The 10732-nt window shown below is 76.4% G+C and carries 13 protein-coding genes and 1 pseudogene; 7 read left to right on the top strand and 7 right to left on the bottom strand.

Annotation, left to right across the window (positions count from 1 at the left end):
* Positions 1 to 268: 268 nt before the first annotated feature.
* Positions 269 to 703 carry a CBS domain-containing protein gene (locus ACIF6L_RS36395; protein ID WP_329491208.1) on the bottom strand — a complete coding sequence of 145 codons (435 nt, stop codon included), beginning with the start codon at positions 701 to 703 and terminating at the stop codon, positions 269 to 271.
* 139 nt (positions 704 to 842) lie between these two features.
* Here ACIF6L_RS36395 and ACIF6L_RS36390 point away from each other — a divergent pair, with 139 nt between their 5' ends.
* From ACIF6L_RS36390 to ACIF6L_RS36360, 7 genes and pseudogenes are all read left to right on the top strand, one after another.
* Positions 843 to 1727 carry a helix-turn-helix domain-containing protein gene (locus tag ACIF6L_RS36390; protein WP_396490711.1) on the top strand — a complete coding sequence of 295 codons (885 nt, stop codon included), beginning with the start codon at positions 843 to 845 and terminating at the stop codon, positions 1725 to 1727.
* A gap of 35 nt (positions 1728 to 1762) precedes the next feature.
* Positions 1763 to 2185, top strand: a complete 423-nt coding sequence (locus ACIF6L_RS36385) for a VOC family protein (RefSeq protein ID WP_359811101.1) — start codon at positions 1763 to 1765, stop codon at positions 2183 to 2185.
* 49 nt (positions 2186 to 2234) lie between these two features.
* The gene (locus ACIF6L_RS36380) at positions 2235 to 2582 is read left to right on the top strand and encodes an MmcQ/YjbR family DNA-binding protein (RefSeq protein WP_396490712.1); all 348 of its coding nucleotides are present in this window, start codon (positions 2235 to 2237) and stop codon (positions 2580 to 2582) included.
* 43 nt (positions 2583 to 2625) lie between these two features.
* A complete protein-coding gene (locus ACIF6L_RS36375) occupies positions 2626 to 3747 on the top strand; it encodes a saccharopine dehydrogenase (protein WP_396490713.1) in 1122 nt (373 codons plus the stop codon).
* A complete protein-coding gene (locus ACIF6L_RS36370) occupies positions 3744 to 4361 on the top strand; it encodes a TetR family transcriptional regulator (RefSeq protein WP_396490714.1) in 618 nt (205 codons plus the stop codon). The genes ACIF6L_RS36375 and ACIF6L_RS36370 overlap by 4 nt, the downstream gene beginning before the upstream one ends.
* Positions 4362 to 4434: 73 nt before the next feature.
* Positions 4435 to 5313, top strand: a pseudogene (gene ligD / locus ACIF6L_RS36365) (non-homologous end-joining DNA ligase); the annotation flags it as partial.
* A 168-nt stretch (positions 5314 to 5481) separates the two neighbouring features.
* Positions 5482 to 6333 carry a DNA ligase gene (locus ACIF6L_RS36360; RefSeq protein ID WP_359811113.1) on the top strand — a complete coding sequence of 284 codons (852 nt, stop codon included), beginning with the start codon at positions 5482 to 5484 and terminating at the stop codon, positions 6331 to 6333.
* Positions 6334 to 6354: 21 nt separating this feature from the next.
* On the opposite strand, the gene ACIF6L_RS36355 is transcribed toward ACIF6L_RS36360, so the two are convergent.
* The 6 genes from ACIF6L_RS36355 to ACIF6L_RS36330 form a co-directional block, all read right to left on the bottom strand.
* Entirely contained in the window at positions 6355 to 6663 is a 309-nt protein-coding gene (locus ACIF6L_RS36355) for a PRC-barrel domain containing protein (RefSeq protein ID WP_396490715.1), read from the bottom strand.
* Positions 6664 to 6668: 5 nt separating this feature from the next.
* Positions 6669 to 7112, bottom strand: coding sequence for a hypothetical protein (locus ACIF6L_RS36350; protein ID WP_359839705.1), 444 nt, complete (start codon positions 7110 to 7112; stop codon positions 6669 to 6671).
* Positions 7113 to 7181: 69 nt separating this feature from the next.
* A complete protein-coding gene (locus ACIF6L_RS36345; protein ID WP_396490716.1) occupies positions 7182 to 7634 on the bottom strand; it encodes an HAD family hydrolase in 453 nt (150 codons plus the stop codon).
* Between the two features lie 111 nt (positions 7635 to 7745).
* Positions 7746 to 8351, bottom strand: coding sequence for a GNAT family N-acetyltransferase (locus ACIF6L_RS36340; RefSeq protein ID WP_359811085.1), 606 nt, complete (start codon positions 8349 to 8351; stop codon positions 7746 to 7748).
* Positions 8352 to 8448: 97 nt separating this feature from the next.
* Positions 8449 to 9108, bottom strand: coding sequence for a TNT domain-containing protein (locus ACIF6L_RS36335; protein WP_352290879.1), 660 nt, complete (start codon positions 9106 to 9108; stop codon positions 8449 to 8451).
* A gap of 215 nt (positions 9109 to 9323) precedes the next feature.
* Positions 9324 to 10643: a geranylgeranyl reductase family protein gene (locus ACIF6L_RS36330; protein WP_396490717.1), complete on the bottom strand. Its 1320-nt coding sequence runs from the start codon at positions 10641 to 10643 to the stop codon at positions 9324 to 9326.
* Between the last annotated feature and the right edge of the window lie 89 nt (positions 10644 to 10732).

Here is a 10732-nt window from a genome sequence, read left to right as displayed (position 1 = left end):
CAGCAGATCGCCATCGGCGAGAAGGTCCTCGCCGCCCAGGGCCCCGGCGCCTGGCCCGTCTGCTCCGTCAAGGCCGGCCTCACCAAGTAACACCCCCAGCACCACCCGCCACACCCGCCCACCCGGGCACGACAACGCCGCTGCACCCGACCACCCGGTCCGGTCCAGCGGCGTCGCGGCACACCCGGACGGCGCCGAACCGCTCACGCGGAGGGGCACCGGCCGACTCGACCCGGGGCGCTCCCGCACCGGGCCCGGCGCCGCGCGATCACCGCATCATGTAGACGCTGTCCATGAATTCGATGATCTGCTGGTCCGTCAGCCGGTGGCCGTCGCGGTGGCCCATGGCCAGGTCGGCCTCGCTGATCATGCCCACCAGCCGGTCGCCGTCGATCACCGGGATGCGCCGGATCTGGTGCTGCTCCATCTTCTTCAGCACCGCCTCCATGGAGTCGTCGGCGCGGACGCAGTGCAGGTGCCCGGCCAGCTCCATGGCGGTCATGTCCGCCGGCTCCTTGCCCTCGGCGATACATCGGACCACGATGTCGCGGTCGGTGATGATGCCCTTCAGCTTCTGGTCGTCGCCGCAGATCGGGAGAGCGCCGACGTTCATGTCCCGCATCATCATGGCGGCTTCGGCGAGCGTCTGGTCGGCGCGGATGCACTGGGCACCGGTGTGCATGATCTCTCGGGCAGTGGTCACTGGGACTCCTTCGCAGGTCTTCCCCCCGAGCACCGGGTGTTCCGGTGCGCTCACCATAAGCAACACCCCGGGCGTCCGCGAGCCAGCACGGCGGCGCCCCCGGCCCGCCGGGACCGGCAGCGGGACCGATACTGGGGGCGTGACGCAGGACCTCCCCGACCCGGTCGACGAGTCCGTACGGGCCCGGCCCGCCGGCGCGCTGCGGCCGTACGTGGCCTGGTACTCCGGCTACCGCCAGCGCGGCCTGGCACCCGCCGTGCACCGGGGCCTGCCGTCCCCGTACCTGACCTTCATCCTCACCCTGGACGAGCCGCTGACCGTCGCCGGGCACCCGGATCCGGCCCAGCCCGGCGGCGACTACGCCACCCTGCTCGGCGGGCTGCACACCTCGCCCGCCCTGATCACCCACGACGGGCGGCAGTCCGGCGTCCAGATCGCCGTCCATCCGCTGGCCGCCCGGGCCCTGCTCGGCCTGCCGGCCGGGGAGTTGGCGGGCGTGGACGTGCCGGCGGACGCCGTGCTGGGGCGGGCGAGCGGGCGGCTCCAGGAGGAGCTCCAACTGGCCGCCGGCTGGCCGGAGCGGTTCGCCGTCCTGGACGGCGCGCTGCTGCGGGCCGCCCGTCCCTCCGGGCGGGTGCCGCCCGAGGTCGTCCGCGCCTGGTCCGAGCTGCGGCGCAGCGGCGGGTCGCTCCCGGTGTCGGCGCTGGCGCGGGAGACCGGATGGAGCAGCCGGCACCTGCGGAGCCGGTTCCGCCACGAGACCGGGCTGACCCCGAAGGCCGCCGCCCGGGTGATCCGGTTCGACCGCGCCCGGCACCTGCTGGCCGCTCCGGGCCCGGCGCCCCGGCTGGCGGAGCTGGCGGCCCGCTGCGGCTACTTCGACCAGGCCCACCTGGCCCGCGAGTTCCGCGCGCTGGCCGGGTGCGCGCCCAGCCTCTGGCTGGCCGAGGAGGGCCCGGACGCGGCGAAGTTCCGAAACGTCCAAGGCGGCCCGGGGGCGGCGGCGCCAGAGTGGGGGTCGTGAGAGGGACCCGAACCGCCCCGAGGAGGCAGATCCCCATGAACGACAAGACTCCCGCCCCGCAGGTGTGGCCCAGCCTGCGCGCCCGCGACGCCCGCGCCCTGATCCGCTTCCTGGTAGAGGCCTTCGGCTTCGAGGAGGTCGTCGCGTACGGCGAGGGCGAGTTCGTCGCGCACGCCGAGCTGGCCTGGCCGGAGGGCGGTGGCGTGATGCTGGGCTCCGACCGGCCCGAGGCCGGGGGCGGCGAGCCCTGCCCCGGGCAGCCGGGCGCCTTCAGCGCGTACGTGGTCACCGCGGAGCCGGACGCCCTGCACGCGCGGGCCGTGGCCGCCGGGGCCCGGATCACCAAGGAGCTGCACCAGACCGAGTACGGCTCGCGGGACTTCGCGGCCGCCGACCCGGAGGGCAACCAGTGGTACTTCGGCACCTACCCGGGCTCGCCCCGCCCGTCGGCCGGCTGAGGCGGTGGCCGCGGTGACGGCCGCGGGGCCGGCGGGGCCCCCTACGGGGGTGGCGGGCCCCGCCGACCGGCTGCGGGCGCTCTGCCTGGCGCTGCCGGAGGTGTCCGAGCGGGTCAGCCACGGGGAGCCGACCTGGTTCGCCGGGGCCGGGCGGCGGGCCCGGGTGTTCGTGATGCTCGCCGACCACCACCACGACGACCGCCTCGCCTTCTGGTGCCCGGCTCCGGCGGGCGCCCAGGAGTTCCTGGTCGCCGAGGCGCCGGAGCGGTACTTCCGGCCTCCGTACGTGGGCCACCGCGGCTGGGTCGGGGTGCGTCTCGACGGGCCGCCGGTCGACTGGGCCCGGATCGAGGACCACGTCGGGGACGCGTACGCGCTGGTGACGGGGCTCCGTTGACGGGCTCACAGAACTTTTAGGTCGACCGACCTATTCTTTCCCCATGAACCTCTCCCCGGACGTCCACGACCACCTGACCCACGATCCCGAGGGTCCCGTCCTGCTGGTCGGCGGCTACGGCACCGTCGGCGCCGAGCTGGCCCGGCTGGCGGCGCCCGACTGGCCCCTGCTGCTCACCGGCCGCTCCGAGCAGCGCGGGGCCGCGCTCGCCCAGGAGCTCGGGCAGCCGGACGGCGCCCCCGCCGTCACCGTCCGCCGCTGGGACCTCGGCGACCCGGCGCCCTTCGACGCCGCCGTCCGCGCCGTGGTGGGGGTGGTCAACGACCCGGACGACCGCGTGCTGCGGGCCGCCGTCCGGGCCGGTGTGCCGTTCGTGGACGTGACCCGCTGGACGGCCCGGCTGCAGCGGGCCGCCACGGTGGCGGCGCTGCTGCGCCCGAGCAGCCCCGTGCTGCTCTCCTCCGCATGGATGGGCGGGGTCACCAGCCTGGTCGCGGCCGCCCTGGCGGAGCGGCTCGGCGGCGCCGAGCGGGTCGAGACCGCGATCCGCTGGGACCTCGCGGACCGGGCCGGCGCCGACTCGGTGGAGTTCATGGACCGGCTCGGCCTGGACTACGAGGTGGTCCGGGACGGCCGCCGCCGGTCGGTGGCCCCGCTCAGCGGGCCGCGCACCGTACGGATCGGTGACGACGCCACCAAGGTCGCCGGGATCGACACACCGGAGCAGTTCACCCTCCCGCTCACGCTCGGTACGACCACCGCCACCACCCGGATCGGCTTCAGCTCCCCGCTCAGCACCGCGGCACTGCTGGCCGCCAAGCACACCGGACTCTTCCGCTGGGGCCGGGGCGACCGCTGGGAGCCGGCCCGGCGGGCCCTGCTGTACTCACCCGGCGAGGGCGGCGTGGCCCGGCTGCGGATCGACGTCGGGCACGGCGGGGCCGGGCTCGGCGCGGTGGTCGAGGACCGCTCCGGGCAGGCGCACCTGACGGCGGTCGGCGCCCTGCTGGGCCTGCGACGGGTGCTCGGGACGGACGGCGCGCCGGCTCCGGCCGGGGTGGCGTTCCCGGAGCAGACGCCCCGCCCGGGGCGGGTCCTGGCCGACCTCGCGGCCCTGGGCGTCACGGTCGACGTCCGGAGCGAGCGGGCGGCGGTGGCGGCGTGAGCGGCAAGGGCGAGCAGCGGCGCGCGGAACTCCTGGACGCGGCCGAGGACCTGCTGGTGACCGCGGGCGGCACCGAGCTCTCGATGCGGGCGGTCGCGGCGGCGGCCGGGGTCCGGCTGGGGCATCTTCAGTACTACTTCCCGACGCATGCCGCGCTGGTGGCGGCCGTCCTGGGGCGGGTGCTCACCCGGTCCGCCGAGCGGCTGGCGCCCCTGCTCGCCCCGGCGGCGACGGCGGCGACGGCGGACCCGGCGGGCGCCGGGGCGGCCGAGGCCGCCGACCGGACGGCACAGGCGCTGATCAGCGCCCTGCTGGCCGAGCAGGAGGACGCCCGGCTGGTGCGGCTGTTCGCCGAGGTCTGGGCCTTCGCCGCTCGGGACGAGGCGGTGGCGGACGCCGTCCGCGCCTTCTACGCCGACTACCGGGCCCGGATCGCGGCCTTCCTCGCCGACCGCCGGCCCGACCTGCCGGAGGCCGTCGTCCAGGGCCGCGCCCAGGTGTTCCTGATGCTGGTCGAGGGCGCCTCGCTGTTCCGCTCCGGCCTCGCCGGGGTGCGCGAGCCGGCCGCCGACGAGGAGCTGCTCCGGACGGCCCGTAGCCTGCTCGCGCCGTAGCGGGCGGGCGGGCAGACTGGCTGCGCGGGCCCGGCGAACGGGCGCGCGGTCCCGGCGCAGCTCGGAGGCGGCCATGCCGCAGATGGTGGTGGACGGGCGCACGATCGCCCTCTCGCACCTGGACAAGGTGTACTACCCGCGCACCGGCACGCTGAAGGGGGACGTGCTGCGCTACTACGCGGCCGTGCACACCGTGCTGCTGCCCCATCTGCGGGACCGTCCGGTCTCCTTCCTGCGCTGTCCGGAGGGGGTCGAGGGCGAGGCGTTCATCGCCAAGAACCCGCCCGCCGGGACACCCCGCTGGGTCCGCACCGTGGAGGTGCCGAGCAGCTCCGGGGACCTCCGGCAGGTGGTGCTGGACGACGGTGCGGCGCTGCTCTGGGCGGCCAACCTGGGCTGTCTGGAGCTGCACGTGCCGCAGTGGCACGCCGCCGCGCCCGGGCTGGCGGACCGGCTGGTGCTGGACCTCGACCCGGGCGAGGGCGCGTCGGTGCTGACCTGCCGGACGGTGGCCGGGCTGCTGCGCGAGCGGCTGGCGGCGGACGGCCTCGACTGCTGGGTGAAGACGTCCGGTTCCAAGGGGCTGCACCTGCTGGTGCCGCTGGAGCCGACGCCCAGCAGCAAGGTCTCCGCCTACGCCAAGGCCCTCGCGGCCGCGCTGGAGGCGGCCCATCCGGACCTGGTGGTGCACACCATGGCCAAGGCGCGCCGGGCCGGGCGGGTCCTGGTGGACTGGTCGCAGAACAACGGCAAGAAGACCACCGCCGCGCCCTACACCCTGCGGGCCCGGCCCCGGCCCACGGTGTCCACACCGATCTCCTGGGCGGAGCTGGAGGCGGCCGGCTCGACGGCGGACCTGACCTTCGACCTCGCCGAACTCCCGGACCGGCTGGCGGAGTTCGGGGACCTGCTCGCGCCGCTCCTGGACGGCGGACGGGCCCGCCCGCTCCCCCCGCCGGCGTCGGCGTCGGCGTCGGCGGACGAGCCACCGGCCGGCCGCAGCGACCCGCCGCGCAGCAGCACCCGCACGCGCACCCGCACCGCCACCGGTAGCGGTGGCGGTGGCGACACCGGTGGTGGCACCGGTTTCCCGGTGGTGCTGGAGCCGCCCGTCGAGGTGATGCGCCCGGCCGCCGTGACCGCCGTCCCGCCGTCCGACGGTCTCGGCGGCTCCGGCGTGCAGTACGAGCTGAAACTGGACGGCTTCCGCTGTGTGGCCTTCGCCCGCGGGGAGCGCCCGGCGTTCCTGCAGTCCCGGTCCGGGCGGGACCTCGGCGCGGAGTTCCCCCCGATCGCCGCCGCCGTGGCCCGGCTGCCCGCCGGGCTGGTGCTGGACGCGGAGCTGGTCGCCTGGCGGGACGGCAGGTTCGCCTTCGAGGAACTGCTGCGCACCCGGGAGGGCCGGGCGTCGGACGGGGTGGCGCTCGGGCTGGTCGCCTTCGACCTGCTCGCGCTGCCCGGGCGCGACGTCCGCCGGCTGCCGCTCACCGACCGGCGCCGGCTGCTGCTGGCCGCGCTCGACGGCGTCCCGCCGCCGGTCCAGCCGGTGCTGGCCACCACCGACCGGACGGAGGCGCTGAGCTGGATGGAGCAGCTGGCCGGCACCGGCGTCGAAGGGCTGGTCTGCAAGGCCGCCGGCTCGGCCTACCGGGCGCGCGGCGCCGGCCGGCTCTGGGTCAAGTACCGGCGCAGCGACACCGTCGACGCGACCGTCCGGGCGGTCGTCGGAACGGCCGCCCGGCCGCAGGCACTGGTCCTGGAGCTGGACGACGGCCCGGTGCTGCTCTCCACGCCCCGGCTCACCGCGGTGCAGGCGCGGCAGGTGGCGGAGGCGGTGGACGGACTGCTGGGCGCACCGGTGCGCGACCCGGACCACGGCAGCCTGCGGCCGCTGACCGGCCCGCTGCGGGCGGAGGTGACCGTCACCGGCCGGCCGCCGGCGGCCACTTTCGTCCGGCTGCGGGGCGACTGATCCGCGCGCCCGGGGCCGGGATCACCCCCGGGGCGGCCGGCCGCCCCCGCGCGCCTCGACGACGGCGGGCGGGGGGAGGGCGCGGACGTGCGCCCGGGGGCAGTCCAGGTGGACCACCAGCTCCAGATGGTCGATCCGGGCCACCAGGGCGACCGGCACCGGGACCCGGAAGCCCGGCACCCACGCCCCGGCATCGACCAGCAGCCGGTCGCCGGTGTCCCGCTCGACCCGCCCCAGCGGACCGTCGGTGCCCTCGACCTCGTAGCCGACCAGGGTCTGGCCGGCGGCATGATGGGAGCCCGGGCGGTACTCCCGCAGTTCGGTGGTCATAGTGCTCACGCCTCCGGCCGGTCCCACGGCCGGCGCTCGCGGCCCTCGGGCCGGTCCCGGCCGTCCGGGCGTTCCCGCCCCTCGGGGCGGTCGCCGCCCAGCAGGCCCTCCGGGGGGATCCCGGCCGCCCGGCGGCGCCGCCGCAGCAGCAGCGCCACCACGGCCGCGACGGCCACGCTGACCGTCCAGACCAGTACCACGGCGGTCAGTACGGGCACGGTCGGGGTGCGCACGCCGATGCTCAGGCAGATCGCGGACATCACCAGCGCCGTCATCACCACCCCGGCGGGCAGCCGGTGCCACAGGCGACTCAGCCCGCCCCGGACCCGCCCCGGCTGTTTGACCCCCATCGTGCTCAACCGCCGGTTCAGGCGGGCGTCCTGGCGCAGATCGCTCTCGATCTCCTCCAGGAGACGCCGCTCCCGTCCGCTCAACGCGGGTCCGTCCATCTCGGTCACCTCCGACGCTTCCGGTGACGCCGTCCTCGTCTCCGGGCGGATGCCCGGTCGGGGTGTACGTCAACCGCTCCGGCCGGCCGGTGCGGCCGGAGCCGTCGGGCGGCAGTCGCCGAAGGCCCGGGGCCGGGCCAACAGGCTGTCGTCCAACACGCGCAACAGGGCGGCGGCGTCGCGGTGCACCTCGACCGCGCCGGCCGCCCGCAGCTCGGACCGCGGTCCGGCGTCGCCCGTCACGGCGACGCACGGGACCCGCGCGCGACGCGCCATCAGCACCTCGCGCAGGCTCGCGGCGACCACCACCGCGTGCTCGGGCCTGCCGTCGACCAGGCCGAGGGCCGCCCGGACGGGCTCGTCACCCGGGGCCGCCAGGGCCAGGACCGGTACCTCGGCCGGCCCGGGCCCCATCACCAGGACCGTCCAGCCTCGCGCCGCGCACTCGTGCAGCAACGCTTCGGAGCCGGGTGACGCGGTGCGCCAGTCGGTACCGAAGAGTGCCGCCGAGATGACCGTCATGGCCCACCGTCCCCGTTCCGCACCGCGCACGGACGCGCCCTTCCAGACTAGGCCCGTACCCCCGCCGCGCGCCCGGGCACGGCTGCGCCGGGGCCGGACCGGGAGGACCGGTCAGCGCAGCGGCGGCTCGGGATCGGTGGCGAGGCGGGCGTGCAGGTGCTCGTCCTGGTAGCCGCCGTCGCCGTAGTGGTGGGAGGCACGCAGGGTGCCCTCGGCGGGGTAGCCGCAGCGCTCGGCCACCCGGCAGGAGGTGTCGTTGCCGACCGCGTGGGCGATCTCGATCCGGCGGGTGCCGGCCGTGGCGATGCCCCAGCCGGTGACGGCCCGGACGGCCCGGGTCGCGACGCCGCGCCCGCGGGCGGCCGGGAGGAGCCAGTAGCCGATCATCGCGAGCCCGTCCGCGCGGTCGACCCAGCGGAGCGCGCAGTTGCCGAGCAGCGTGCCGCCGGCGGCGCCGACCACCGCGAAGGCGGCCGTGGCGCCGTCGGCCCAGCCCGCGTCGCAGCGGTCCAGGTAGGCCTCGGCCCCGGCCCGGTCGGTGGCGCGGAGCGGGTTCCACCGGGCGATCTCCGGATCGGCGGCGGCGGCCAGCAGCCCGGGCACCACCCCGCCCCGGACGTCGGTCAGCCGGCCCCAGGGATGGAGCTGGATGTCGCCCAGGTCGAGGATCACGGCGGTGAAGCCGCGCCGGTCGGGGGTGGTCTCAGTGGTACTCATCGGGCCTTCCTATCCCGGACCGGGTGGGCACGCCAACGAATTTCGCGCCCGGCCGGGCCTCCCGGCGGCGGAGGCCCGGCGGGCGGGTCCGGCGGCGTCAGATCCGGGCGAGGTACCCGTGGTCGACGAGCCAGAGCACGTTCAGCCGGGCCGGCCCGTCCGGCACGAGCCCGGCGTCCAGCTGGTACTGGAGGCCGAGACCGGGCTGGCCGAACCACGGCGCGATCGGGCCGGCGTGCACCTTGAACGGCTTGAGCACCTTGTAGTCGTGGTAGTTGCAGCTCGGCGCCGGGGTGCTGTCGAGGCTCTGCGGGGGGATCGAGCGGCTGGCGTAGGGCAGGCCCTCGGGGGCGAGGAAGGCGCCGTACTCGCTGCCGTAGCGGTCGATGTTCTGGTTCGGGTACAGGGTGACCTCGACCTCGACCGGGGTGCCGTCCGGGAGAGTGAGGTAGCCGTCGGCCGGCGGGTAGATCCAGCCCGGGCCGCCGTTGTTCGCGGTGGCGCCGTAGTAGGTGGCGAGGAACGTGTCCTCGGGGAGGCCGCCGGTGCGCCGGTAGCCGATCAGCTCGCGGCCGACCGGGCCGGTGCGCGGCAGGTCCTCGGGGCCGAGGCGGGGGTCGCCGTGGTGGTCGGCCGCCGAGCACGCGTCGGAGGGGGTGGCTTCGGCCGGGTCGGCGGCGGACGCCGGAACGGCGGGGGCGAGCAGGGCCACTACCGCGGTGAGCGGCGCGAGGAGCAGGCGAAGGCGAAGGTGCACGGTGTCTCCGTCGGATCGGCGTCGGTGCGGACCGGAGCATGGTCGGTCACCCTCCGTGTCCGTGTCGCCACCCAGACAAACGGATCACCTGACCCCCCGTCAACCGGAACGGCCCACGACACCACCCGTCCCACCGGATCCGGCCAACCGGCGCCCGCCCGGCCCTGGGGGCGCGCAGACTGGAGGATCACGCCCCCGGGGCGACCGGCCGTCGGTCAGCGGCTGCTGGGTGCCAGCCTGCCGAGGGCGTGCACCACCCGGTCGAGGGCGTCGCGGGAGTTCGGCTCGGTGAGGTTGACCATCAGCCGGAAGGCCACCTTCAGCAGGGCCGGGTGGCCGAGGCCGAGCGCACCGGCGGCGCCGAGCAGCCGGGGGCGGCCGAGCACGTCGGCGACGAGCCGGCCGAGTGCGAAGTAGCCGTCGTAGGCGGAGCGCAAGGCCTGCGGGTAGCCGCGCAGGGCGAGTTCGCGGCCGCGGTCGGTGCGCCGGGCCAGCGCCTGGACGACCGTCTCGGCGGCGTACCGGCCGGACTCCATCGCGTAGGCGATGCCCTCGCCGGTCGCCGGGCTGACCGTCCCACCCGCGTCACCGACCAGCAACAGGCCGTCGGCGTAGTGGGGTTGGCGGTTGAGGCCCATCGGGAGGGCGGAGCCCCGGACGGGCTCGGTGACGCCCTCGGGGGTGTAGCCGTACTCGGGCGGCAGCGCGGCGCACCAGCGCCGCAGCAGGTCGCGCCAGTCGAGCTCGCCGGCCACCGCGGCGGTGTCCAGCACGCCGAGGCCGACGTTGGCGGTGCCGTCGCCCATCCCGAACACCCAGGCGTAGCCCGGCAGCAGGCGTCGCGCCGGGTCCTTCGGGTCGCGCAGGTCGAGCCACGCCTCCAGGTAGCGGTCCTGGTGCCGCGGGGTGGTGAAGTACGTCCGGTAGGCGACGCCCATCGCGCGGTCGGTGCGGCGGTAGCGCTTCATGGCGAGGGAGAGCCTGGTGGAGTTCCCGTCGGCGGCGACCACCAGCGGCGCGCGGTAGTCGACGGGCCGCCGGTCCTCCCCCAGCCGGGCCGTCACACCGGTGATCCGGCCGGTCCTCTCGTCGACCAACGGGCCCGCCACATTGGCGTGTTCGACCAGCCGGGCGCCCGCCGAGGCGGCCCGGCGGGCGAGCAGCTCGTCGAAGTCCGCCCGCCGCCGGACGAGTCCGAAGGAGGGGAAGGCCGACAGCTGCGGCCAGTCCAGCTCCAGCGTGCGCCGGCCGGAGACCAGGCGCAGCCCCCGGTTGTGCAGCCAGCCGGCCTCCTCCGAGACGTCGATGCCGAGGTCGACCAGCTGCTTGGTGGCACGGGGTGTCAGGCCGTCGCCGCAGACCTTCTCCCGAGGGAAGGAGGACTTCTCCAGCAGCAGCACGTCGAGCCCGGTCCGCGCGAGGTGGTAGGCGGCGGTGGAGCCCGCCGGGCCGGCGCCGACCACGATCACGTCGGCGCCGTCCTCCGGGCGGCCGGTGGCACCGGCGGCGGACAACTGCTGCTCTGGGCCTGGCATCTCGCACTCCCACGTGGTCATCGGATCGGCTGCGGACTCAGCGGACTCAGACGATAGGGACAGCGGCCACCGTGCCGCGCCCCGACACG

It is taken from the genome of Kitasatospora sp. NPDC086009 (genome assembly GCF_044540385.1).
Classification (GTDB): domain Bacteria; phylum Actinomycetota; class Actinomycetes; order Streptomycetales; family Streptomycetaceae; genus Kitasatospora.
Note: the sequence above shows the minus strand (reverse complement) of the source record. Positions and strands in the feature narration are given on the sequence as shown.

Excerpts from the sequence above, each read along its gene's own strand:
- ACIF6L_RS36345 (WP_396490716.1), bottom strand. The coding sequence starts at position 7,634 with ATGACGGTCATCTCGGCGGCACTCTTCGGTACCGACTGGCGCACCGCG.
- ACIF6L_RS36350 (WP_359839705.1), bottom strand. The coding sequence starts at position 7,112 with ATGGACGGACCCGCGTTGAGCGGACGGGAGCGGCGTCTCCTGGAGGAG.
- ACIF6L_RS36385 (WP_359811101.1), top strand. The coding sequence starts at position 1,763 with ATGAACGACAAGACTCCCGCCCCGCAGGTGTGGCCCAGCCTGCGCGCC.
- ACIF6L_RS36340 (WP_359811085.1), bottom strand. The coding sequence starts at position 8,351 with ATGAGTACCACTGAGACCACCCCCGACCGGCGCGGCTTCACCGCCGTG.
- ACIF6L_RS36360 (WP_359811113.1), top strand. The coding sequence starts at position 5,482 with ATGCGCCCGGCCGCCGTGACCGCCGTCCCGCCGTCCGACGGTCTCGGC.
- ACIF6L_RS36375 (WP_396490713.1), top strand. The coding sequence starts at position 2,626 with ATGAACCTCTCCCCGGACGTCCACGACCACCTGACCCACGATCCCGAG.
- ACIF6L_RS36330 (WP_396490717.1), bottom strand. The coding sequence starts at position 10,643 with ATGCCAGGCCCAGAGCAGCAGTTGTCCGCCGCCGGTGCCACCGGCCGC.
- ACIF6L_RS36355 (WP_396490715.1), bottom strand. The coding sequence starts at position 6,663 with ATGACCACCGAACTGCGGGAGTACCGCCCGGGCTCCCATCATGCCGCC.